Below are 23,119 nucleotides of genomic sequence, written 5' to 3'. Positions count from 1 at the left end.
ACACTTGTCTGTATAAAATCTTTGCCAGCTTTATTTTTTGTCGTCGTTCACGACTTCGTAATCGGCATCGACGACATTGTCCCGTCCTTTGCCGCCTTCGCCTGGTTCCCCGCCTTCGCCGCCTTGAGCTTGCTGCTCCTGAGCCGCTTGCTCGTACAGCTTCATCGACAGCTGCTGTGCAACTTCTTGCAGCTCTTCGGTTGCTTTAGTGATCTCTTCGAGCTCCCCTTCGCCTTCAAGCGCCTTCTTGAGCTTGTCGATGGCTTCGTTCGCCTTGGCCACTTCGCCGGCATCGGCTTTGTCGCCCAGATCCTTGATCGTCTTCTCGACCGAGTAGATCAGTTGGTCAGCCGCATTGCGGGCTTCGACGAGGTCGCGGCGCTTTTTGTCTTCCTCCGCATTGAGCTCGGCGTCCTTCATCATCCGGTCGATCTCTTCATCGGTCAGGCCGCTGGATGAAGTGATGGTGATTTTTTGACTCTTGCCTGTACCCTTATCAAGTGCCGAGACGTTCACGATGCCGTTAGCATCAATATCAAAGGTGACCTCGATCTGCGGCACGCCGCGCGGTGCAACCGGGATGTCGCCGAGCATGAAACGGCCCAGCGTCTTGTTGTCCTTCGCCATCGAACGCTCACCCTGCAGGACGTGGATCTCAACGCTCGTCTGATTGTCCGCATAGGTCGAGTAAACTTGGGATTTGCTTGTAGGGATCGTCGTATTGCGATCGATCATCTTCGTGAATACGCCGCCTGCCGTCTCGATACCGAGGGAGAGCGGAGTAACGTCGAGCAGGACGACGTCCTTGACGTCTCCTGTCAGGACACCCGCCTGAACGGCAGCGCCCAGCGCGACCACTTCATCGGGGTTAACGCCTTTGTGCGGATCTTTGCCGATCAGCTTCTTGATCGCATCCTGCACAGCAGGGATCCGTGTCGAGCCGCCCACCAGGACAACTTTGTCAATCTGGCTGGTGGACAAACCGGAGTCGCTCAGCGCCTGACGTGTCGGAGCGAGCGTGCGCTCGACAAGATCCGCAGACAGCTCTTCGAACTTGGCGCGGGTGAGCGACAGCTCGAGATGCTGCGGCACCCCGTCTACCATCGTAATGAACGGCAGCGAGATCGAAGTCGTCATGACACCGGAGAGCTCTTTTTTGGCTTTCTCTGCCGCATCCTTAAGACGTTGGACAGCCGCTTTGTCCTTGGAGAGATCAGTGCCGTGCTCTTTTTTGAATTCGCTCACGAGATGATCGATGATCACTTGGTCAAAGTCGTCGCCGCCCAGCTTGTTGTCGCCGCTGGTTGCTTTAACTTCGAAGAAGCCGTCGCCGAGCTCGAGGATCGAGACGTCGAACGTACCGCCGCCGAGGTCATAGACGAGGATCGTCTGATCTTCGGATTTCTCCAGACCGTAAGCCAGAGCAGCAGCCGTAGGCTCATTGACGATACGAAGCACTTCAAGACCGGCGATTTTGCCCGCGTCTTTGGTTGCCTGGCGTTGGCTGTCATTGAAATATGCAGGTACGGTGATAACCGCTTGCGTTACCGTTTGGCCCAGGTAAGCTTCGGCATCCGATTTGAGCTTCTGCAGGATGATCGCAGAGATCTCCTGAGGCGAGAATTCCTTGCCGTCGATCGATTCTTTGTGGCTGGTACCCATGTAACGCTTGATGGAAGCGATCGTCCGGTCAGGGTTGGTGATGGCTTGACGCTTCGCAGGCTCGCCGACGATCCGTTCGCCGTCTTTCTTGAAGCCTACAACCGAAGGGGTCGTCCGGCTTCCTTCCGGGTTAGGAATAACGACGGCTTCGCCGCCTTCCATAACAGCTACGCAAGAGTTGGTGGTGCCCAAGTCGATACCGATTACTTTACTCATTTTGTATATTCCTCCTTATATAATTACAGAGAGATGAGTGTTCTCGCCAAGACGGCGAGCAAGCTCACCGCGATTACAGCTCTATTGAAGACAGCTCCTGACTAGCCGCTGACTTTGACCATTGCCGGACGGATCACTTTGTCCTTGAGCGTGTAGCCCTTCTGTACTTCTTCGACTACAGTGCCTTCCTCATGCTCCTCGGATTCCACCTGCATGATCGCCTGATGGTACTCCGGGTTGAACGGCTGTCCGACGGCATCCATCGGCTTAAGCCCTTCCTGCTCCAGCACTTGAGCGAGCTGGCGGAAGATCATATCGACGCCTTTGGCAAGCGATTCCTGGTCGCCGCCGCTCTGGGCAGCAGCGATCGCCCGTTCAAAGTTGTCGATGACGGGGATCAGCTCGGTGATCAGCTTGCTGGACGCATACTTGGCCAAGTCTTCCTTCTCCTTGACAGTACGTCTGCGGTAGTTGTCGAAGTCCGCTTGAGCCCGCAGCAACCGCTGTTGGCCATCATCGACGAGCTTCTCCAGCTCGGCAATCCGCTTATCCTGCTCTGAGGTCGGCTCCGCATCTGCACCCTCAGCTTGCCCTGATTCTTCTGCAGTCGCTTCGGCTTCCTCAGCCGGAACGTCCTTCTCATCCGCTTCGGCAGCGGCTTGTTGTTCGGGTTCCGTATGTTCCAGATCTTGTTGCGCTTCTTCGGTATGTGCATTGTTCGCCTTCACGAATGAATCACCTCCTTATCCATTTCAGGCCGAGCCTGACTTATCTCTTCTTACCCTGTCCTCCCTACTTGTACCAGCGGGATAGCGTCGACACCATGTCCTTTGACAATACGTCCAGCAGACTGATCACCTTGCCATACTCCATCCGGGTCGGACCCAGAATGCCGATCGTCCCGAGCGATTGGCCATCCAGCGAGTAGCTTGCTGTGATCAGGCTGCAGTTGCTGATCGCCTGATGGCCGTTCTCCTGGCCGATCTTCACCTGGATGCCGTCGGGAAGCGAGCTGACCAGCTTCATCAGCGTCGGGGTCTCATCGAACAGATCAAGCAGCGACTTCACCTTCTCGACGTCCCTGAACTCCGGCTGGGTCAGCATATTGGTCGTGCCGCTGACGTAGACGCGGTGATCGTCGTCATGGGAGAGGGACTCATCCAATACATCCAGCAGCTGCTCGCAGTGTGTAGCATACCTGCCCAGCTCTTCGCCGACCTCGGAGAACAGCCGGGATCTCAGCCGCGTCAGTGGCACGCCGGCAAGCTTGCTGTTAAGGATGCGGATAACCTTCTCCATCTCGGACATCTCCATTCCCGGCGGGATAGAGACAGTGCGATTCTCGACATGACCCGTATTGGTGACGACGATCGCGACCGCGGTGTCGTCGTTCAGCGGGATGAGCTGAAAATGCTTCAGCGAGTTGCTGAAGATCTCCGGCCCCAGCACAATCGAGGTGTAGTTGGTCAAATTGGAAAGAATCATCGCAGCGTGCTGGATGACCTGCTCCATAAGATTCATCTTGTCGGCCAGAAATATCCGGATCCGCTCAAGTTCTTGCTCATTTACCTCGCCGATCTTCACCAGATGATCAACATAATAGCGGTAACCTTTGGTGGAAGGCACGCGTCCGGCAGACGTATGCGGCTGCTCCAGGAAGCCAAGATCCTCCAGATCGGCCATCTCGTTGCGAATCGTTGCGGGAGAGAAGGCAACATCTCCACGCTTGGAAATGCTCCGCGAACCAACAGGCTCAGCTGAGCGGATGTAGTCATCTACTATCGCATTCAATATCATCCGTTGTCGTTCTGTCAACATCCTAACCCCTCCTGTCGCAATCGATTCTCATCGCTGCCGAAAACTACCATCCCGGTGGTCGTTAGCACTCCAATCCAGCGAGTGCTAATCCGTAATACAAAAATACCAAACCGACTTGTCGATTGTCAAGTCAGTTCAGTATTTTGAGTACGGCAATCTCATCACAGGCATGCTGCTTGGCGCAATTGACGCAATCCGTCCATACCTTCTCGGGAAAAATGTCTTTGCTCACGACATCATAGCCGTTCTTGAGGAAAAAATTCACTTCGTATGTGAGCGCCATAATCTTAGGCAGCTCCTGCTCCCGGGCCTCTCCTTCGAGATAGCTGACCAGCTTGCTGCCGATCCCCTGCCCTTTGTGTCCTTCGGAGATGCCAAGCGACCGGATCTCCACCAGCTCGGCTCCGAGCTGGCACAAAGAGCCGCAGCCCACGATCTCGCCACCCAGCTCCGCAACGACAAACGAGTCGATCTGACGGGCCAGCACCTCCCGCGAACGGGGCAGCATGATACCTTTTTCGGCGTATCCTTTGATCAGTTCATATAGCGAATCGACGTCACCGGACGTCGCTTTGCGGCACATCGTCGTCATGAAGCTCCCTCCATCATCCTGCGTTCCCGGCACCTTGGTCGAGATAGTTGTATTGGTAAGAATATGAATAAATATACAACATCAAGCATGAATACTCAACCCTTAATAGTTCGCTTTTCAGCACCGAGAAGGTTGAAGGCAGGAGGAACTGAGGAGCGGAGCGTAGTTAAGACTACGTGAGCACCGGAAGTTTCGACTGCATTCAAGATTCGATGTCGAATCCTCTTCTCTGAATCACTTCGTGATCAAAAGCGAATTAGTCTTCCGTGACGGAGATGAAGGCGCCGAATACTTCATTCCCCAGCAGCACGCCCTGCTCTGTCAGACGATATCGCGCTCCTCCGTCTGTCGTCTCCAGCAGTCCGTCATCGTGCAGCCGCATCAGAATATCGCCGAATTGCCCTTCGATGGAGCGGCCGGGAAACTGACGAGTAAAATCGGCGCTGCTTACGCCTTCCAGCAGCCGCAGCCCGACCATCATGAAGTCCTCCATCGCCTCAGCCTCCGACACCTTGCCGCTCTCCAGACGCGGAAGTCCCTTGCGGGTCGCATCTATATAAGGCTGCACGCCTTTGATATTGACATGCCGCAGCCTGCCCGCATAACCGTGTGCACCGGCCCCTAGACCATAATAAGGCTCGTTGCGCCAATAAATCGTATTGTGCCTGCTCTCGTAGCCAGGCCTGGCAAAGTTGCTAATCTCGTACTGTCTGCGTCCGGCTCGCTTCAGCTCCTCCATAATGTACAGATACATCTCCAGCTCCTCTTCCTCCTCCGGAAGCGGCAGCTCATTGCGCTCGTACATTCTGTGGAACAAAGTATTCTCCTCCACCTTGAGACCATATAGCGAATAATGCGGCAGATCGAGTAGCAGCGCACGAGCGACACTATCCTGCAGCGTGGCTACAGTCTGGCCGGGCAGGCCGAACATCAGGTCGATGGACAGGTTGTCGAACCCGGCCGCTCGGGCATTGTCGATACTGCGGTAGACATCATCCACATCGTGGATCCGGCCGATCCGCTCCAGCAACGCATTGTCAAAGGACTGGACGCCAAAGCTGATCCGGTTCACGCCGCCCTCGCGCATGGCATGCAGCTTGTCCGGATCCGTTGTGCCGGGATTGGCTTCCATGCTGAATTCGACTTGCTCGGAGAGCGGAAAATGACGTCGCACCGCTTCCAGGAAGGTCGTCATCTGCGCAGGGTTCAGTACTGTCGGCGTACCGCCGCCGACGAATACCGTATCGATCAGCTCAGGCTGCATTACGTTGCAAGTCTCGGCCATCTCCCGCTCCAGCGCTTCCAGATAATCATCGACCGGCTGTCCTTTGAGGACAAATGAGTTAAAATCGCAGTAATGACATTTGTTCGTGCAGAACGGGATATGAATATATACACCTCGCGGTGCCGTTAGTCTTCTCATGGGAACCTCCTTGCCTGCCGCACGAATGCGTGCAGGATTGCCGGTTAACGAGAAGCAAGGGAGAGCATCGCTCTCCCCCGCATTCCCGTTCCCCGGCATTGCTTTAGTCGTCGATTTTGAGGACGGCCATGAAGGCCTCCTGAGGCACTTCGACGCTGCCGACTTGCTTCATCCGCTTTTTGCCTTCCTTCTGCTTCTCGAGCAGCTTCCGCTTCCGGCTGATATCGCCGCCGTAACATTTGGCCAGGACGTTCTTGCGCATCGCTTTGACGGTCTCGCGGGCGATGACCTTCTGCCCGATCGAGGCCTGGATCGGCACCTCGAACATCTGGCGCGGGATCAGCTCTTTCATCTTCTCGCAGATGACGCGGCCGCGCGCGTAAGCCCGGTCGCGATGCACGATAACGGAGAGCGCGTCGACCTGTTCGCCGTTTAGCATGATGTCCATCTTGACGAGATTCGACCGTCGGTAGCCCGACAGCTCGTAGTCGAAGGAAGCATATCCTTTGGTACTGGACTTCAACTGGTCGAAGAAATCGTAGACGATCTCCGAGAGCGGGATATCGTATGTGATGGTCACCCGATTGGTGTCCAGATATTCCATATTGATAAATTCGCCGCGTTTGTTCTGGCACAGCTCCATGATTGCACCGACGAAGTCGTTGGGCACGATGATCCCAGCTTTGACATAAGGCTCTTCGACATATTCGATCTTGCCGACTTCCGGCAGGTTGGACGGATTGTCGATGTCGATCGATTCGCCGCTGGTGAGCGTGACCTTGTAAATAACGCTCGGCGCGGTCGTGATGAGCGGGATGTTGAACTCGCGCTCGATCCGCTCCTGGATAATCTCCATATGGAGCAGACCCAGGAAGCCGCAACGGAAGCCGAAACCGAGAGCCGTCGAGGACTCCGCTTCGTATCGCAGAGAAGCGTCGTTGAGCTCCAGTTTCTCGAGCGCTTCGCGCAGATCATTGTAGTCCTGCGTCTCGATCGGATACAAACCGCAGAACACCATCGGATTGATACGTCGGTAGCCGGGCAGCGGCTCAGGCGCCATCCGCTTGGCCTCCGTGATCGTATCGCCGACCCGGGTATCCTTGACATTCTTGATGCCTGCGATGACGAAGCCGACATCGCCGACGCTCAGCTCCTTGACCGAGGTCATGCGAGGCATGAAGGCGCCAACCTCCAGCACTTCAAACTCGGCACCAGTAGCCATGAAACGGATCCGTGAACCGGGCTTGATGCTGCCGTCGACGACGCGTACGTAGACGATAACCCCTTTGTACGCATCATAGTGCGAATCAAAGATCAGCGCCTTGAGCGGCTGATCGGGATCCCCCTCCGGCGACGGCATCTTCGTCACCACCTGCTCGAGGATCTCCTTGATGCCGATGCCTGCTTTGGCCGACGCGTGCACAGCGTCGCTGGCATCAAGTCCGATGACGTCCTCGATCTCCTGCTTGACCCGTTCAGGCTCCGCGCTCGGCAGATCGATCTTATTGATAACCGGGATGATCTCCAGGTTGTTATCCAGCGCCAGATACACATTGGCAAGCGTCTGCGCTTCGATCCCCTGGGCGGCGTCTACGACCAGCAAAGCGCCTTCGCACGCCGCAAGCGAGCGCGACACTTCGTACGTAAAGTCGACGTGTCCGGGCGTATCGATCAGGTTAAGGATATATTCTTCACCATCGTCGGCCTTGTAGTTCAGCCGGACGGCCTGCAGCTTGATCGTGATGCCCCGCTCACGCTCGAGGTCCATCTGGTCCAGTACCTGATCCTGCATCTCACGAGAGGTCAGTGCGCCCGTGAATTCCAGGATCCGGTCCGCCAGCGTGGACTTGCCGTGATCGATATGGGCTATAATGGAAAAGTTGCGAATCTTTTTTTGTCGGTTCCGAACGTCAGTCATGCCTAACCCCCACACGAGTCAATAATTCAAATCATTCTGTTCATTATATCAGTTGGCGGGCTGGCCTTCAACGCATATCTTATTGCGTCAGTGAATCGAACATCGAGACCACCATTCGGATGCCGTTGCTCGAGAGCGACTGCAGCAAGCCGGCGGTCTGCTCGGCTACGCGATTGACCGACGGCTCGCGTGTTATTCCGTAGGCGCCCTGCGGGGGGAGCGGACGGTAATCAAACGAGCCGGCTGTACCTCCCAGCGGGATCGATCGCTCCGGCAGCGCTGCTGCGGCGGCCGGAACCTGCTCCCGCTCGGGAAGAGACGGATGCTCTTCTCTCACGGCCGGAGGCATGTCGGTAACGGGCGGTACAGGCTGCTGGACAATCCCGCTGACACGCGCGGTGCGTGCAGTGTCCAGCGGGCCGTATACCGTACCGATCCCAGTGGTGACGACCTCGATGCCATAGAGCACCAGGAATACTAGGACGCCGCCCAGCAGCGCCCACTTCATCGCATCTTTTTTCATATTATCGTCTCCTCCATCATTTATGGAAAGCTGCTATTCGGGCTTTGCATCGACCCGCTCGGCCTCCCAGATCAGGTCGGCGATCACCTCGGAGAGGGCGTCCGCCGTCCGATACGATTCTTCCAGCGTATTGTCTACGCCGCCGATCTCGATCAGGGCGCTGGTCGGCGACAGCGACTGGTTATACTCGCCGTTGCCGTTCGCTGCCGATTTGCCCCAGATCCCCCTGGAGATGCCGGGGTACCGTTTCTCCAGTTCCTCATGGATGCGGGTGGCAAATGCTTCGTTCTTTTTCCAATCAGGATTGCCATGTCCGATGATAAAAAATACCTGGGCGTAATCCTTGCCGCCAATCGTAGCCGTCGTATGCTTGCGACGGTTGGAATCGCGGTGCAGGTCAAACAGGAACTGCAGATCGCTATTGGCCGACATCGCATCCTGAACGGTTTTCATCGAATATTTGTACAACAGCTCCCAACGATAACCAGGCACCGTCGTAAGATAGTCTTCTGTGGAGACCGAAGCGCCGATCCCGAGCTCCTCCAGCCGCTGACCCAACCGTTTGCCTACCTGCGTGATGTTGACCTCGCCCGAACTCGGGTCCTTGGTACCCTCGGGCAGCTCCGGATACCACGATTCGCGGTTATGGGTATGATAGATAAAGACGGTATTTCGCTTGGGCTTGGCTTCTCCCTCACCCTCAGGCTCGGGTGTCTCGGCGGGCGGTTCCGGCGTATCCCCGGGGGGCGATTCGGGAGGCGGCTGTTCGTCCATTCCCGCACCCGGCTCCTGGACCGATGCTCCAGGTATCGGCTGCTGATCTTTGGGCGCCACCCCCGTAACCGATCCCGAGCCGCCACGCAGCAGGATGGTCTGGTCACCGTTCATGCCGGGCAGCTCGCCCGCTACCAGAGAACGCGGATCCTGCGGGTTGATATCGGTCAGCAACCGCATCAGAAAAGCTGCGGTATGCATCCCGTTAATGGTGCTAGGTGGTCTGTTACTCTCAAATGAAGGCAGCTCCATGCTGATCATCTCGGCAAACAAGGAACTGGACACCGCCGCTGCAAAGCCTTTCATCGAGCTGACAGGCGAACTGGCGGTATGGCGCTGGACGATGCCGCCAACGCCGAGCAATACAAAAAAAACCATCGAGCACAGGGATAGGATCGCAAAGGTGCGGCCGGTTACGAGCCACTGGCGTATTCGTTCGCTGCGTCTGCTGCCATGGAAACGGGCAACGAGCTTTCTCATGTTCTTCCTCCCCACTGCCTGCCTGCGCATCGCCGGCCTGCGGTTAGTCTGCTACCATAATATGAGAGAGGGAGGAATGATAGAACGAGAGAGGACGAACTTTTGGGAGAAAGGAGAGTTGGGAGAATCGTAGAATCTCGAAATTTCGTGTTCGTTGGTCATTCCAGCAAAAAAGCCTGCTCGGAAAGATACCGGGCAGGCGGCTCATTACAGATGCGCTTTGGCTTCAATGCGTGTAGGCGGCGACATTGTGCGTATCGACAGCTTCATGCAGCGCGGCGTTAAGCCCGCTGGCGATAATATTGGCGATATCTTCGATGAACTGATCGACCTCTTTGGGGGTCACCAGCATATCGTTGCCCAGCGGATCCAGCACTTCCTTGACGAGCATCAGCCGCTCCTGCTCCTGCATCGATTGCAGCAGACCCAGGATCTTACCCGTCTGGTCGGTATGGTGCTCGAAATGACGCTGCATCATCTCAATCGTATTGTTCACAATAGTGGAAGCGTAGACCACCGTCGGGATGCCGATCGCCACGACCGGCACGCCCAGGATGTCTTCCGTCAGCCCCCGGCGCTTGTTGCCGATGCCTGATCCGGGGTGGATCCCGGTATCCGCGATCTGGATCGTCGTATTGACTCTTTCCATCGATTTGGAGGCCAGCGCATCGATCGCGATGATGAGATCCGGCTTCGTCCGCTCGACAATCCCCTGGATAATATCGCTGGACTCGATGCCGGTCGTCCCCATCACGCCAGGCGAGACGGCACTGACTGCACGATATCCGGGAGCCACGTCATCAGGCATAAGTTCGAAGAAATGGCGGGTGATCATCACATTCTCGACAACCAGCGGTCCGAGTGAATCAGGCGTAACATTCCAGTTGCCCAAGCCGACGATCAGCACCTTGGCTTCGACCCGGACGCCGAGCCGCTGCAGCAGCGCTTCGAACTCCCTGGCAAAGATCGTCGCTACAACATCCTGCAGCCCGGTATCAAGACCGCGCAGCCCCGGCGCTTCGAGTGTAACATAGCAGCCGGGGAGCTTGCCGATGGCTTGAGAACCCTGCTCGCTCTCCACGACCATACGCGTAATGATAACGCCTTCCTCCTCGGCGGTCTCCGTACTTACGCCTGGGATCGGCCCGCCGCCAGATTCGGCGAGTTCCTTCGCTTCCAGAGCCAGATCCGTACGCACCATATATTGCTGCAAATCAAGCGGTTTTCTCACGCGCTTCATCTCCTCCTACGCTTTTGGTCCTTAGTGTGTGCCGATCTGGAGAGTTTATGCAGAAACGCCAAGGCGCTATTGCTTTTTGGGCATCGGCGTGATAATATATTTTAAGTTGTGTTTCTGATTTTCAGTTGTTTCTTTGCCAGGAGGTGAAAGCTATGCCAAATATCAAATCCGCTATCAAACGCGTCAACACAAACGAAAAACGCCGTGCTCTGAACGCTTCGCAAAAATCTGCCCTTCGTTCGGCCGTTAAAAACGCCGATCAAGCCATCGCCAGCAACGATGCAGCTAATGCTGCCGCTGCTCTGGTTGCAGCTACGAAGAAGCTGGACAAAGCCGTTACTAAAGGCCTGATCCATAAAAACGCTGCGGCTCGCAAAAAATCCCGTCTGGCCAAAAAAGTCAACGCTCTTTCGGCCCAGGCTTAAATCTGTGACGCAAGCAAAATAAATCCTGTCCCTACCTTCCACAAGAAGGCGGGACAGGATTTTTTGATGGTCGCACGAACTTATGCTGGACGCGAGAGCGAGATCAGGAACAGCTCAAGGCCCAGCACTTTATCGATCTGGCCGGTCTTCATCTTGTAGTCCAAATCAGCTAGCCGGCTGAGCAGACCGCCAAGCATCTTCACCTCGAAGCTTCTCGCTTTATCAAGCGACAGCTTGACGACATACGGATGAAGCCCTAATTGGCTCGCCATCTGCTGGGGAGAAAATCGCTGGCCGTCGAGCTCTTTGACCTGCAGCAGGATCCGGAATTGCCTGGCGAGCAGCGCCGCAATCTTGATCGGCTCTTCCCGCCGCAGCAGCAGCTCGCGGTACATGGTCAGCGCCCGGCCGCTCTGCAGCGAAGCAATCGCATCCACCAGCGCAAACACATCCTCCTCCGTCGAGGAAGCCGTCAGCAGCTCGACCTCCCGCCTGCTGATCGTTCCACCGTCTCCGGCATAGAGACATAGCTTGTCCACTTCCTGAGCGACCTTTTGCAGGTTGGCTCCCGCCCGGAGCACTAACAGCTCCGCAGCGTCCTCTGCGATCGTCCGGTTCTGGTCTTTGGCCCGTTTGGCGATCCAACGATACAGATCCTTGCCTTCAAGCTCCTGGAACAGCAGCAGCGCGTCCCGCTCCTTGAGCAGCTTCACGAGCTTGCGCCGTTCATCCAGCTTATCCGCATGGACGACGAATACGATCGTGCTCGTTTCCAAAGGCTCCTTAAGATAACGAATCAGCTCATCTGCCTGATGCGTTACTTTGCCCTCCTTGCCGCCAGCCGCAAGCAGCGACTGGTCGCGGACAAGCAGAATTTTGCGGGATGCAAAAAACGGCAGCGTCTCCGCTTCCAGCACCACTTCCTCGATCGGCGTCTCGGCTGTATCGAATTTGACGATGCCCAGACTGCGCTCATCCTGACCCAGCAGCGTAGTCGTCACATAGTCGACGAATCCCTGCATCCGAAATCGGTCTTTGCCATAAAGCACATAGACCGGCCGGGCCCCGCCGCTCTTGATCTCTTGCGTCGCTGTCCTCAGATCCATCCTTACCTCTCCTTTCACCATCGCAACAAAGGGATGAAGCCGCGTACCGGCATCATCCCCCTGTCCCTGAGCATCTATATAAACATCCGGAGGCAGGGCCATGGTTCCTCCTCCCGGACGGTCATACGTGTCAAGGCGCTTCGTCAACGTGCTTTATCTTAGTATACGCTATTCGACAAGAAGTGTGCGTAATTCCGATCCATCACTGTCTGGTCTCGGTGCCGTTCTTGATATGCACCACATAGCGCTGCATGGCATCACCGGCATCTCCTGCACTCTTGCCGTCTTTGTTCTGGTCACCCGCAGATGGGTCTTGGAGCTCATACGCCAGCGTCTGACTGTCCGAAGACCAGCTGACATTGCTGATCGCACTGCCAGGCTTCTTGCGGCTCTCGAAGATGAGCATTCCGTCGCTGCCGTAGATCTGCAGCACATGATCCTGCACTGACGCCTTCATCGTCCCGTCCGGTGAAGCGATAGTATCGGCGTTGGCATAGTTCCTGGCCATGTCCGAGGCACTCGGCATCTCATCGCTGAAGCTCATAGGCGGGACCATCTCCGCCATCGGTCCGGCGATGGCGCTCTCTTGCTCCGCTCTGCCGTCGCCGGAAGCTGGCGCATCCTCTCCGCCCGACATGATCCCGGCCGAGGTATCTGAGTCTGTTTCACTCTCATTGGCCGCATTGTCGGCAGCATTCTGCTCTGGGTTACTATCGTTCATAAGCGGCTCGCTGGGCGGCGCCTCTTTGTCCGTACTCCGGGTTGCCGGAGGCGCAGCAGGCGTCTCCGGCTGCTCCACGCTGGTGACGCGCTGCTCAGCGTTCCCTTCATTACCCGACTGACCGCCCTCCGTAGCTGGCCTGTCTTCCGGCTGTTCTTCAGCCGGCGCGGCCGACTCTCCTGGCTCGGTTGGATCGCCCGCTTGATCTTTATGTTCCAACTCTTCCAGTGCTTCCCCGTTCCCTGGCGCGTTCTGATCCGCAGCTCCCCCCGGATCTTCTCCGCTTCCCATCATCGTGCTCATGCCATCCTCGCTGTTGCCGCTTGTGTTGTAATTGCTGATCTCGGAGGCATGTTCCATCGGTGCCGGTTCATTGTAATTCAGGATGAACAATCCGGCTACGATACTGGCAGCTACTACGCCGCTTATCGTCTTCAGCGGCAGCCGGTCAAGCCAGCTCTGCCGTCTCTCTGCGGGAGCGGCTCTGCGAGCTGCCGGCGGCTGCGTCGCTGCTGGCGCTTGGGTCTGGGCATCGAGCTTATCCAGCTGGGGCATGATAGCATCCACCAGGCTAAAGGACGGGGTTACCTTGGGGAGACTGGCCAGTTCATCGGACAATAGCCGCAGCCGGTCCATCATCGCTGCACAGTCCGGGCAATGTCTCGTATGCTTGTTCAAGATGTCGGTTTCCCGCTCATCGAGATCACCGTCCAGTTGTCTCTGCATATAGTCCATCACCTCTTGACAAGTCATCCTCGGACACCACCTTTCTCATAATCGTGGAGTAAAGTCTGCAGCTGCTGTCTGGCCCGGAACAGATAGGATTTCACCGTGTTCAAGGGCAAATCCAGAGAGTCAGCTATTTCGTTGTAAGAGAAATCCTGCATATAGCGCAAAACAACGACCGCGCGATGGTGGTCCGGCAGCTTGTCGATCGCCTCTCGTATGTCCTGTGCGGCATAGGCCGACAGCACTTCCTCCTCGACATTCTGCTTTTCTCGGAATACCATATCATGCTCATCGATCGACACGGTAGGCTTGGTTCGCCGGAACTTGTCGATGCAGATGTTCGTTACGATTCGTTGGACCCATGTTTTGAACTGTGCTTTCTCCTCGTAGGAATGAATCTTCGTATATACCCGGATCAGCGCCTCCTGGGCGGCATCCATCGCATCCTGCTCATTGCCGACGATGTAATAGGCCGTTCGATATACGTGGGTTTCAATTTCACGCAATAGAGTAATAAGAGCGTCGCGATCGCCCGATTGAGCGGCTCTGATGAGGCCAGGCTCTACCACGAAGGATCCCCCTCTCTATCAACCTTTCAGACGGAAAGGTCGGTTCAAATGTTGCAGCTTCGGCTGCGATATTTTTAACAAAATTTTATATTATTGTTTTTCATCGTATAAGAGCGAATTCCCTTCATAAGAATAACAGAAATCCGCAGCTCCGTATACCCTGGGAGCAGCTGCGGATCAAGGCCGATCGCTTGTTATTGCTGGATTTTGGTACGATGCTCAATCCCCTTCTCGGTGATGCGGAGCATCACCCCGCCGTCACGGTCCGTACGCAGCACTTGCAGACCGTGCCGACCTAGACGTTCCATGACGGTGGGATGCGGATGACCGTACCAGTTCGTACGGCCGACGGGGATCAGAGCGACACGCGGCTGCCAGTAAGCCAGCCATTCCTCCGTGGTCGAGTGGCGGCTGCCGTGATGGGCGATCTTGACGATATCTGCCTGCCGTCCGCCACTGCCCGCATACGGGTCGCCGCCGCCCGGAGCCTCGTCTCGAAGTCTCAGGCTCTCCAGCAGCAGCCGTTCGGTAGGAGCTCCGATATCGCCAGTAAGCAGCACTCTGTACCCATACAGCTCGAGCATAGCGACTACACTGTACTCATTTTGTTCTTTGACCAGGGGCAGTGAAGTGACATCCCGGTCGCAGCCCGCCGTTCCCGCTGCCGGCGGCCACAACACTTCGACTTTGACATGCGCCTCCGGCTGCCAGATCTGAGGTGCGCAGGCCGGATAGACTGGCACATCACGCGCGGCGGCGGCGGCAAACATCATCTTGACCTCTGCGGCATCCCTGATGCTGCCGTTCCAGAGCAGCCGCTTCACCGGGATGTCCTCCAGCACCGCGGTCAGCCCGCCGATATGATCGGTATCGAGATGACTGACGATCAGGAGATCGATCTGCTGCACGCCTCGCTTTTTCAGCAGTGGGACGAGCAGCTTGCGGCCAACCTCATACGGTTCCTTGCGCTCCCGCCACGCTTCACCGGGTCTGGAGAAACGCACCGTACCGCCACCGTCGTTGAGGATATGTCTGCCCTCCGGCGTCCGGATGAGCAGCGCATCGCCCTGACCCACATCGATCATCTCTATATATGCCGCCTGGTCCAGACGGGCAGGTTCATAAGCGTAAACCAGCAGGAGAGCAAATAGGACAACCCCTCCGGCCGCCTGGACGGCGGGTCTGCTCCACCCCCTCACTGCCCATTTGGAGAAGTTGTAGGGGGAGCTTCTCCGGTCAACCTCAGGATGTGCCCGCTCAGTACCCGTGCCAAGCGGCACAGTCGGCGCTTCCGCTCCAGCAGCAGACTCAGGTGGGGCGACCGGAATAACCTTCGCTCTCCCGGCCATACAGGCCGCCAGAGCACGATACCCGAGCAGCAGCAGAGCATACCAGGCCAGCAGCCACCATAGCGGCGGCGAGGGCCAGATGGTACGCAGCGCATCGGGCTGATTCATATAGTCGGCCAACATAAACGTAAGCTCATTGCCTAGCCGGGCCACCACAGCTGCTGCTTCGGCTGCCGGCTGCCACACCGCGGTCAGGACGAGCGACACAGCGCCAATCGGCATCACAATAGAACTGATAAACGGCACGAGCAGGAGATTGGCCGGCAGTGAGATGAGATTGAACTGGTTAAAGTAGTACACCGTCAGCGGAAAAGAGGCCAGTTGGGCAGCTACCGACACGGCGATCAGATCCAGCAGCGGGTTGCCCCTTTGCCACACCGGCATGCAGGCTCGCAAAGGCCGGACGCCGACGATCAGGCCGGCAGTGACGATGACAGACATCTGATAGCTGATATTGCCCAGCATGTAAGGATCGGCAGCCAGCATCAGCCATGCAGCGGCACATAGCAGATGCAGACCGTCCTTGAGCATGCCCAGCTTGGCCGCCATCAGCCCGATCATCGCCATGATCCCTGCCCTGACGACCGATGGTGAGGCGCCGGAGAGCAGCACATAGAACGGCACGGCCGCGATCATCAGATTCATGACCGTCTCCCGGGACAGTCGGAACCAGCGGAGCATGATGTGCAGTCCGTATAGAAAAACCGCCACATGCAGACCTGAAATTGCCAGTATATGGGTCAAACCAAGCTCCGAAAACTGCTGAAACCGCTCCGCATCCAGATCCCTCTCATGCCAAGCACCAGCCCTTTCATATAACCGGCGTGCTGCTCCGGATATATCGCATCCAAGCGGGCGCCGAGCTGCTGGCGCAGGGCATCGACGCGGCCCAGCCAGTAGCTCCATCTCCAGACCTCACCGGCTTCTGCGGCGACTGCTGCAGCCCCGTCGACCTGCAGCAGCCAGTGGATACGGTGGCTGTGCAGGTATCGCCGATAATCGAAGCCGTCGAAGTTGCTTGCCGAAGCGGGCAGCTTGAGTTCTCCGCTCAGTGATATACGGTCGCCACGGCGCCAAGCCGAAGCGATCTTCTGCTCTGCCTGCTCGGCTAGCTTCACCTGTACCTGCAGCCGCTCGCGGAGAAGTCTGGACTCCGTTTCATCTCCCAGCCTGAGCCACTCTGTCTCCAGACGGAATCTTGCCCGATCGCCATCCACGGTTACCGGCTGAATGATCGTTGCTGCCAATTCAACCGGAAAGACCATCGCCGTATCCGCTTCTGCTGCCGCCAGCAGATCGGGGAGTTCGCTTCCGTTGGCCGCATCTGCCCAGGCGCGCGAGCCGGCAGCGATCCCATAGGCTGCCATACAGACTCCAGCGATCCGCCAGGGCAGCAGTCTCAACACCAGCATGCACAGCAGGAACGCTGCCAGGGCAGCCGCGCCAAGCACCGCCCCTTCGCCGGTCAGCCCGGCACTGGCTGAACTGCCTGCGACCCAGCATATGGTGAACCACACGACCGGTCGTTGAGCCATATTCTCCTCCTCCTATCGATAAAGATACAAAAAAAAACACCTCTTCCCGTATCAGCGATACGAAAAGAGGTGCTTCCTCTTATAACAACGATTTGAATTTACTTGCGTTTCGCAGTCGTTAGGATATCACAGGCATCACCGTCTGCTCCGGCGGCTCGTAACCGCCCAGGCAACGGAATACGAGACCCTTGAGTTCCATGAGGCGCAGCACCTTCTCGCTATCCTTCGGATAAGCGCGGTGGTAGACGACCTCCTGGATCCCGCTGTTGGCCAGCATATTGGCGCAGGTCCAGCACGGCTGGTCGGTGACATACACCGTCGAGCCTTCGCGGTCATTGCGGTCTGTGAAGAGCAGCAGGTTCTGCTCGGCGTGAATTGTCCGGATGCAGCGCTGCTTGCGAACCATTTCCTCGCGTCCGCCCTTCACCTGCAGCTCGAGCTCCTCGACGATCATACAACCGTCTTCCGAGCAGTCGGGCACCCCCATCGGCGCGCCGTTATAAGCGGTACCGAGCAGTTTTTTGCCCTGCACGAGCACCGCGCCGACATGCCGCCTCGGGCAGCGGGAGCGAGTAGCCACCATATAGGCGATATCCATAAAATACGTATCCCAATCTTTGCGAAGCGCGTCTTGTGTAGACATCGGTGTTTAAACTTCCTTTCTCTTGTTGCCGAGTACTACCTCTTTAGGATTGACTGGCGCGGAGCGCTTGATCCAGATCATAGATAATATCCTCTATCCCTTCGGTCCCGATGGACAGACGGATCATTCCCGGCGAGACGCCTGCCGCCGACTGGGCTTCTTCCGCCAGCTGCTGGTGCGTTGTGCTGGCCGGATGGATGATCAGCGACTTGGAGTCGCCCACATTCGCCAGATGGGAGAACAACTGAACGGCGCCGATCAGCTTCTTGCCCGCTTCGATACCGCCTTTGACGCCGAAGGTGAGAATTGCCCCCTGGCCCTTTGGCAGATATTTCTGAGCCCGGTCATAGGAATCATGACTCGGCAGTCCGGCATAATGAACCCATTCCACGGCTTCATGGCTTTCGAGATACTGGGCGACTGCAATCGCGTTGGAGCTGTGGCGCTCCATCCGCAAATGCAGCGTCTCCAGACCTTGCAGCAGCAGAAATGCGTTGAATGGCGAAAGCGCCGCTCCCATGTCGCGCAGCAGTTGGACCCGCGCCTTGATAATATAAGCGATCGGTCCGACAGCGTCTGTATAGACTACGCCATTATAACTCGGATCCGGATCGGTCAGGCCGGGATACTTGCCGCTGGCCTTCCAGTCGAACTTGCCGCTGTCGACGATAATCCCGCCGATCGAGGTGCCGTGCCCGCCGATGAACTTGGTTGCCGAATGGACGACGATATCCGCACCATGCTCGATCGGGCGGCAGAGGTACGGACTGGGGAATGTATTATCGACGATGAGCGGCACGCCATGCTCGTGCGCAATCGCGGCGACCGCCTCCAGATCGATGATGTCTCCCTTCGGATTGCCGATCGTCTCGGCGAAGACAGCCTTGGTCTGGTCTGTGATCGCGGCTCGGAAATTGTCCGGATCAGAAGGGTCGACAAATTTGACGTTAATCCCCAGCTTGGGCAGCGTAACGGAGAAGAGATTGTAGGTCCCCCCGTAAAGGCTTGCTGCCGAGACGATCTCGTCTCCGCTACCAGCGATATTCAGGATAGCATATGTAATCGCAGCTTGGCCGGATGACACGGCAAGTGCCGCAGCGCCGCCTTCAAGTGCGGCGACCCGCTTCTCCAGCACGTCCGTGGTCGGATTCATGATCCGGGTATAGATGTTGCCGAATTCCTTGAGTGCGAACAGATCAGCTGCGTGATCGGTATCGCGGAAGCCATAGGAGGTCGTCTGATAGATCGGCACCGCGCGCGACATCGTCGTCGGGTCGATCTCTTGTCCCCCGTGTACGGATAACGTATCCAATGTAAAATTGCGTTCTTCGCTCATGCCATGATTCCTCCTTGCCTTAGCGGCAGATAATAGGTGACTATTAACGATTGGTTTAGAATAGGAAACGCCTTCCTTTACGCTACTATTGTCGCATAAACCCGCATAATCGACAATCCCGACCTTTAGGGCAAGGCCACGATGTGGTCCTTCATCTTCTCCAGCATTTTGGCTCCGATGCCTTTGACGCGCGTGATCTCCTCCGCCGAACGAAAGAAACCATACTGCTCCCGATCCGAGATAATCGCTTGGGCCTTGGCTGCGCCGATCCCCGGCAGCGTGTCCAGAAGCTCGGCAGTGGCCCGGTTGATATCGATCTTGCCATCCGAGGCGGGCGAGGCTGAAGAGGCTCCGGGCGGCGGATCCTCATGGCCAGGAGCTGCAACAGATGCTGTTTCCTCCACAGGTTGTGATGCCGCCTCTTGCAGCGCTGGCGGAGTCGCTGTCCCTGGAGCTGCCTCGACCGGCGCCGGTTCTTCCAGCTCCGCCAATGTACCTGCCAATTGCCCATTCAGCGGCTCCCAACCCGGCGGCCCTTCCTCTTTGGGCAGCCACAGCGCCATCAATAGCAGCAGGCCTCCGGCCATCAACAGCAGGACGGCAATTTGCTTTTCCTTGGTTCCCGGAAGTAATGTTTGGTTCATCTAAACAATCCTTTCTTTATTAATTGGCGAATAATGGTCATGTCGGTCGAGCAGGTACGCATAAGGTAGAGAAAAAAGCACCTATCCTGTCAAGATAAAGGAGGGATTCAAGATGAAAGTCGGATTTATCGGAACAGGCAGTATGGGAAGCCTGCTGATCGAATCATTTATCCGCTCTGGTGCGATAAGTCCCGGGCGGATCACGGCCAGCAGCCGGACCATGGTCAAAACCGAACGCTTGGCAGCTTCCTATCCGGGGCTGCGTGCTGTACCTACCAATGCGGAAACGGCACGCAGCAGCGATCTGATATTTCTATGCATCAAGCCGCTCGATTTCAAGCATGTCATAGACGACATAAAGGCCAGCGTGCAGCCGGATACGATGATCGTGTCGATCACCAGTCCAGTGCTTCTGGCCCAATTGGAGGAGTGGCTGCCCTGCAAGGTCGCCAAGGTCATCCCCAGTATAACAAATTATGTGTGCAGCGGTGCTGCGCTATGCATCTACGGCAGCCGGATCGCTCCCGAAGACCAGGAGCATCTGGAAAACCTGCTGTCCCATATCAGCGAACCGATCCGCATCGAAGAGCAATATACTCGCATCGTGTCGGACATCTCCAGCTGCGGTCCGGCTTTTTTTGCCTGCCTGCTCCAGCGTTTCATCGAAGCCGCCGTGCAGGAGACCGGCATTGATCCGGAAGAAGCGACGACGCTGGCCAGCCGGATGCTGCTCGGTACCGGCAAGCTGCTCACCGAAGGCGGATTCAGTCCGGAGCAGCTGCAATCTCGCGTGTCCGTGCCCGGAGGCATCACCGCCGAGGCCATCCGGATGCTCAACCATGAGCTGGACGGCACGTTCAACCGGCTGATCCGGACTACCCATGCCAAGTTCTATGAAGACGTGGAGAAGGTCGGAGTCTCCTTCCTCATCCACTAGTTAGGGGCGACGATATTGACGAGCTTGCCCTTGACTGCGATGACCTTGCGGATCGTCTTGTCGCCGATCGCCTCCTGGACCTTTGGCTGCTCCTTGGCCATCTGCTCCATCTCCGCTTCACTCAAGCCGGCGGCAATCGAGATCCGGGCGGCGATCTTGCCATTCACCTGGACGACGATCTCCACTTCCTGATCGACTGTCCAAGCCTCATCGTATTGCGGCCACGAGGTGTACGAGATCGTCTCTGTACCGCCAAGCCGGCTCCACAGCTCCTCCGCAATATGCGGCGCCAGCGGAGAGAGCATCTGCAGGAACTGCTTCATCGCCTCTCTGGGCAGCTCTTCGGCTTTGTAGGCTTCATTAACGAAGATCATCAGCTGGCTGATCGCCGTATTAAAGCGGAGATGCTCGAAGTCTTCGGTAACTTTCTTGATCGTACGGTGCCAGATGCGCTTGAACGCGTCGCTGCCGCCGTCCTCCGTCAGCTTGGCGGTCAGATTGCCGTCCTCGGCAATGAACAAGCGCCATACCCGGCTCAAGAAGCGATAGGAGCCCTCTACGCCGTTAGTGTTCCAAGGCTTCGTCGCCTCGAGCGGGCCCATGAACATCTCGTACATGCGCAAGGTGTCTGCGCCATACTCGTTCACGATATCGTCCGGATTGATGACGTTGCCGCGAGATTTGCTCATCTTCTCGTTGTTGGTGCCGAGGATCATGCCCTGATTGACCAGCTTCTGGAACGGCTCCTTGGTCGAGACCACCCCGAGATCGTACAGCACCTTGTGCCAGAACCGCGCATAGAGCAGATGAAGCACGGCATGCTCCGCCCCGCCGATATACAGATCGACAGGCAGCCATTGCTGCTGCTTCTCCTTGGAGCACAGCTCCTCCGTATTGTGCGGATCGATAAACCGCAGATAGTACCAGCAGCTGCCGGCCCATTGCGGCATCGTGTTGGTCTCGCGGCGTGCCTTCATGCCAGTCTCCGGATCCACGGTCTCTACCCAGTCAGTGACGACGGCCAGCGGCGACTCGCCCGTACCCGAAGGCGTGATCTGATCCACGTCGGGCAGCAGGAGCGGCAGCTCGGTCTCGCTGACGGGCTTCATCGTGCCGTCCTCGAGATGCAGGATCGGGATCGGCTCGCCCCAATAACGCTGACGGCTGAACAGCCAGTCACGCAGTCTGTAAGTGACTTTGCCCTGGCCTTTGCCCTCGGCCTCCAGCCACTTGGTCATCGCCGAGATCGCCGCTGCATTGTCCAGGCCATCCAGCAGACCGGAGTTGACATGTGGCCCGTCGCCTGCGTAGGCTTCCTTGGTCACATCTCCGCCCTGGACAACCTCCACGATCGGCAGCTCGTATTGCTTGGCGAATTCCCAGTCCCTCTGGTCGTGACCCGGTACGGCCATGATTGCCCCAGTACCGTACCCCGCCAGCACATAATCGGCGATCCAGATCGGCAGCTTCTCGCCGCTTACCGGATTGACCGCGTACGCGCCTGTAAAGACACCGCTTTTCTCTTTGGCCAGATCCGTACGCTCCAGATCGCTTTTGCGGGCTGCCTTCTCCTGGTAGGCCCGGACAGCTTCCGCCTGATCCGGACTAGTAATCTGCGATACCAGCTCATGCTCGGGAGCCAGCACGCAATATGTCGCACCGAAGAGTGTATCGGGCCGCGTGGTGAATACCTCCAGCGAAGCGTCATGTCCGTCGATCGCAAAGGTGACCTCTGCCCCTTTGGACTTGCCGATCCAGTTGCGCTGCATATCCTTGATGCTCTCCGCCCAATCCAGCTCTTCCAGATCCTCCAGCAGGCGATCGGCATAAGCTGTGATCCGGAGCATCCATTGGCGCATCGGCTTGCGGATAACCGGATGGTTGCCGCGTTCGCTCAAGCCGTCGATCACCTCTTCATTGGCGAGGACGGTACCGAGAGCCGGACACCAGTTGACCGGCACCTCCGCCACATAAGCCAGCCCCTTCTTGTAGAGCTGGATGAAGATCCATTGCGTCCACTTGTAGTAGTCCGGGTCCGTTGTACTGATCTCCCGGTCCCAGTCGTAAGAGAAGCCCAGCGATTTGATCTGGCGGCGGAAATTATCGATATTGACAAAGGTGATATCGCGCGGGTGCCGGCCGGTATCCAGCGCGTGCTGCTCCGCCGGCAGTCCGAAAGCGTCCCAGCCCATCGGGTGGAGCACATTGTAGCCGCGCATCCGCTTGTAGCGGGAGACAATATCCGTCGCCGTATACCCTTCCGGATGGCCGACGTGAAGGCCGGCGCCAGATGGATACGGGAACATGTCGAGCGCATAAAACTTCGGTTTGTCCGGCTCCTCGGTCGTTTTGAATGTCTGGTGTTCATCCCAGTACTGCTGCCATCTAGGTTCGATCTGCAACGGCTGATACGTTGCTTGCGGTTGTCGTTCATCTGTCATAGTTACAGGCCTCCAAATAAATGTCGTCAATGTTCAAG

General features: G+C 57.1%; 20 protein-coding genes. 2 read left to right on the top strand and 18 right to left on the bottom strand.

Annotation, left to right across the window (positions count from 1 at the left end):
* Positions 1-30: 30 nt before the first annotated feature.
* The 9 genes from dnaK to gpr all read right to left on the bottom strand — a co-directional run bounded on the left by dnaK (position 31) and on the right by gpr (position 10,646).
* A complete protein-coding gene (gene dnaK / locus ABC336_RS27145) occupies positions 31-1,878 on the bottom strand; it encodes a molecular chaperone DnaK (RefSeq protein ID WP_413241637.1) in 1,848 nt (615 codons plus the stop codon).
* Positions 1,879-1,979: 101 nt separating this feature from the next.
* On the bottom strand, positions 1,980-2,606 hold the full coding sequence (gene grpE / locus ABC336_RS27140) for a nucleotide exchange factor GrpE (RefSeq protein ID WP_413241636.1): 627 nt from the start codon (positions 2,604-2,606) through the stop codon (positions 1,980-1,982).
* Positions 2,607-2,670: 64 nt separating this feature from the next.
* The gene (hrcA, locus tag ABC336_RS27135; protein WP_413241635.1) at positions 2,671-3,696 is read right to left on the bottom strand and encodes a heat-inducible transcriptional repressor HrcA; all 1,026 of its coding nucleotides are present in this window, start codon (positions 3,694-3,696) and stop codon (positions 2,671-2,673) included.
* A gap of 130 nt (positions 3,697-3,826) precedes the next feature.
* Positions 3,827-4,288 (bottom strand): N-acetyltransferase, encoded by a 462-nt coding sequence (locus ABC336_RS27130; RefSeq protein WP_413241634.1) that lies wholly within the window; start codon positions 4,286-4,288, stop codon positions 3,827-3,829.
* A gap of 256 nt (positions 4,289-4,544) precedes the next feature.
* Positions 4,545-5,711 carry a radical SAM family heme chaperone HemW gene (gene hemW / locus ABC336_RS27125; RefSeq protein ID WP_413241633.1) on the bottom strand — a complete coding sequence of 389 codons (1,167 nt, stop codon included), beginning with the start codon at positions 5,709-5,711 and terminating at the stop codon, positions 4,545-4,547.
* A 103-nt stretch (positions 5,712-5,814) separates the two neighbouring features.
* Positions 5,815-7,629, bottom strand: coding sequence for a translation elongation factor 4 (gene lepA / locus ABC336_RS27120; protein ID WP_413241632.1), 1,815 nt, complete (start codon positions 7,627-7,629; stop codon positions 5,815-5,817).
* Positions 7,630-7,708: 79 nt separating this feature from the next.
* On the bottom strand, positions 7,709-8,152 hold the full coding sequence (locus ABC336_RS27115) for a hypothetical protein (protein ID WP_413241631.1): 444 nt from the start codon (positions 8,150-8,152) through the stop codon (positions 7,709-7,711).
* 33 nt (positions 8,153-8,185) lie between these two features.
* Positions 8,186-9,406 carry a stage II sporulation protein P gene (locus ABC336_RS27110; protein ID WP_413241630.1) on the bottom strand — a complete coding sequence of 407 codons (1,221 nt, stop codon included), beginning with the start codon at positions 9,404-9,406 and terminating at the stop codon, positions 8,186-8,188.
* 226 nt (positions 9,407-9,632) lie between these two features.
* Positions 9,633-10,646, bottom strand: coding sequence for a GPR endopeptidase (gpr, locus tag ABC336_RS27105; protein WP_413241629.1), 1,014 nt, complete (start codon positions 10,644-10,646; stop codon positions 9,633-9,635).
* A 152-nt stretch (positions 10,647-10,798) separates the two neighbouring features.
* On the opposite strand from gpr, the gene rpsT reads away from it, so the two are divergent.
* A complete protein-coding gene (gene rpsT, locus ABC336_RS27100) occupies positions 10,799-11,071 on the top strand; it encodes a 30S ribosomal protein S20 (RefSeq protein WP_413241628.1) in 273 nt (90 codons plus the stop codon).
* An 80-nt stretch (positions 11,072-11,151) separates the two neighbouring features.
* On the opposite strand, the gene holA is transcribed toward rpsT, so the two are convergent.
* From holA to ABC336_RS27060, 8 genes are all read right to left on the bottom strand, one after another.
* Entirely contained in the window at positions 11,152-12,177 is a 1,026-nt protein-coding gene (holA, locus tag ABC336_RS27095; RefSeq protein ID WP_413241627.1) for a DNA polymerase III subunit delta, read from the bottom strand.
* 202 nt (positions 12,178-12,379) lie between these two features.
* Positions 12,380-13,651, bottom strand: coding sequence for a zf-HC2 domain-containing protein (locus ABC336_RS27090; RefSeq protein WP_413241626.1), 1,272 nt, complete (start codon positions 13,649-13,651; stop codon positions 12,380-12,382).
* Positions 13,648-14,196, bottom strand: coding sequence for an RNA polymerase sigma factor (locus ABC336_RS27085; RefSeq protein ID WP_413241625.1), 549 nt, complete (start codon positions 14,194-14,196; stop codon positions 13,648-13,650). Before ABC336_RS27085 ends, ABC336_RS27090 begins: the two co-directional genes overlap by 4 nt.
* Positions 14,197-14,390: 194 nt before the next feature.
* The gene (locus ABC336_RS27080) at positions 14,391-16,289 is read right to left on the bottom strand and encodes a ComEC/Rec2 family competence protein (RefSeq protein WP_413241624.1); all 1,899 of its coding nucleotides are present in this window, start codon (positions 16,287-16,289) and stop codon (positions 14,391-14,393) included.
* Positions 16,286-17,080, bottom strand: coding sequence for a ComEC/Rec2 family competence protein (locus ABC336_RS27075; protein ID WP_413241623.1), 795 nt, complete (start codon positions 17,078-17,080; stop codon positions 16,286-16,288). Before ABC336_RS27075 ends, ABC336_RS27080 begins: the two co-directional genes overlap by 4 nt.
* Positions 17,081-17,198: 118 nt before the next feature.
* Positions 17,199-17,723 carry a deoxycytidylate deaminase gene (locus ABC336_RS27070; protein ID WP_413241622.1) on the bottom strand — a complete coding sequence of 175 codons (525 nt, stop codon included), beginning with the start codon at positions 17,721-17,723 and terminating at the stop codon, positions 17,199-17,201.
* A gap of 43 nt (positions 17,724-17,766) precedes the next feature.
* Positions 17,767-19,059, bottom strand: a complete 1,293-nt coding sequence (locus tag ABC336_RS27065; RefSeq protein WP_413241621.1) for a homocysteine synthase — start codon at positions 19,057-19,059, stop codon at positions 17,767-17,769.
* Positions 19,060-19,184: 125 nt separating this feature from the next.
* Positions 19,185-19,703, bottom strand: a complete 519-nt coding sequence (locus ABC336_RS27060) for a ComEA family DNA-binding protein (protein ID WP_413241620.1) — start codon at positions 19,701-19,703, stop codon at positions 19,185-19,187.
* 112 nt (positions 19,704-19,815) lie between these two features.
* Between ABC336_RS27060 and comER the strand changes: the two genes are divergently transcribed.
* Entirely contained in the window at positions 19,816-20,640 is an 825-nt protein-coding gene (gene comER, locus ABC336_RS27055; RefSeq protein ID WP_413241619.1) for a late competence protein ComER, read from the top strand.
* Here the strand turns inward: comER and leuS are convergent.
* Positions 20,637-23,081, bottom strand: a complete 2,445-nt coding sequence (gene leuS, locus ABC336_RS27050; RefSeq protein ID WP_413241618.1) for a leucine--tRNA ligase — start codon at positions 23,079-23,081, stop codon at positions 20,637-20,639. The genes comER and leuS overlap by 4 nt on opposite strands.
* Between the last annotated feature and the right edge of the window lie 38 nt (positions 23,082-23,119).

It is taken from the genome of Paenibacillus jepli, from assembly GCF_047238105.1.
Taxonomy (GTDB): Bacteria; Bacillota; Bacilli; order Paenibacillales; family Paenibacillaceae; genus Paenibacillus_D.
The sequence above is the reverse complement of the archived record's forward strand: the minus strand, read 5'-3'. Positions and strand labels throughout refer to the sequence as shown.

Coding starts and splice junctions, on each gene's coding strand:
- leuS (WP_413241618.1), bottom strand. CDS start 23,081: ATGACAGATGAACGACAACCGCAAGCAACGTATCAGCCGTTGCAGATC.
- lepA (WP_413241632.1), bottom strand. CDS start 7,629: ATGACTGACGTTCGGAACCGACAAAAAAAGATTCGCAACTTTTCCATT.
- dnaK (WP_413241637.1), bottom strand. CDS start 1,878: ATGAGTAAAGTAATCGGTATCGACTTGGGCACCACCAACTCTTGCGTA.
- hemW (WP_413241633.1), bottom strand. CDS start 5,711: ATGAGAAGACTAACGGCACCGCGAGGTGTATATATTCATATCCCGTTC.
- holA (WP_413241627.1), bottom strand. CDS start 12,177: ATGGATCTGAGGACAGCGACGCAAGAGATCAAGAGCGGCGGGGCCCGG.
- comER (WP_413241619.1), top strand. CDS start 19,816: ATGAAAGTCGGATTTATCGGAACAGGCAGTATGGGAAGCCTGCTGATC.
- ABC336_RS27110 (WP_413241630.1), bottom strand. CDS start 9,406: ATGAGAAAGCTCGTTGCCCGTTTCCATGGCAGCAGACGCAGCGAACGA.
- rpsT (WP_413241628.1), top strand. CDS start 10,799: ATGCCAAATATCAAATCCGCTATCAAACGCGTCAACACAAACGAAAAA.
- ABC336_RS27060 (WP_413241620.1), bottom strand. CDS start 19,703: ATGAACCAAACATTACTTCCGGGAACCAAGGAAAAGCAAATTGCCGTC.
- ABC336_RS27115 (WP_413241631.1), bottom strand. CDS start 8,152: ATGAAAAAAGATGCGATGAAGTGGGCGCTGCTGGGCGGCGTCCTAGTA.
- ABC336_RS27070 (WP_413241622.1), bottom strand. CDS start 17,723: ATGTCTACACAAGACGCGCTTCGCAAAGATTGGGATACGTATTTTATG.
- ABC336_RS27075 (WP_413241623.1), bottom strand. CDS start 17,080: ATGGCTCAACGACCGGTCGTGTGGTTCACCATATGCTGGGTCGCAGGC.
- ABC336_RS27065 (WP_413241621.1), bottom strand. CDS start 19,059: ATGAGCGAAGAACGCAATTTTACATTGGATACGTTATCCGTACACGGG.
- gpr (WP_413241629.1), bottom strand. CDS start 10,646: ATGAAGCGCGTGAGAAAACCGCTTGATTTGCAGCAATATATGGTGCGT.
- ABC336_RS27130 (WP_413241634.1), bottom strand. CDS start 4,288: ATGACGACGATGTGCCGCAAAGCGACGTCCGGTGACGTCGATTCGCTA.
- hrcA (WP_413241635.1), bottom strand. CDS start 3,696: ATGTTGACAGAACGACAACGGATGATATTGAATGCGATAGTAGATGAC.
- ABC336_RS27090 (WP_413241626.1), bottom strand. CDS start 13,651: ATGACTTGTCAAGAGGTGATGGACTATATGCAGAGACAACTGGACGGT.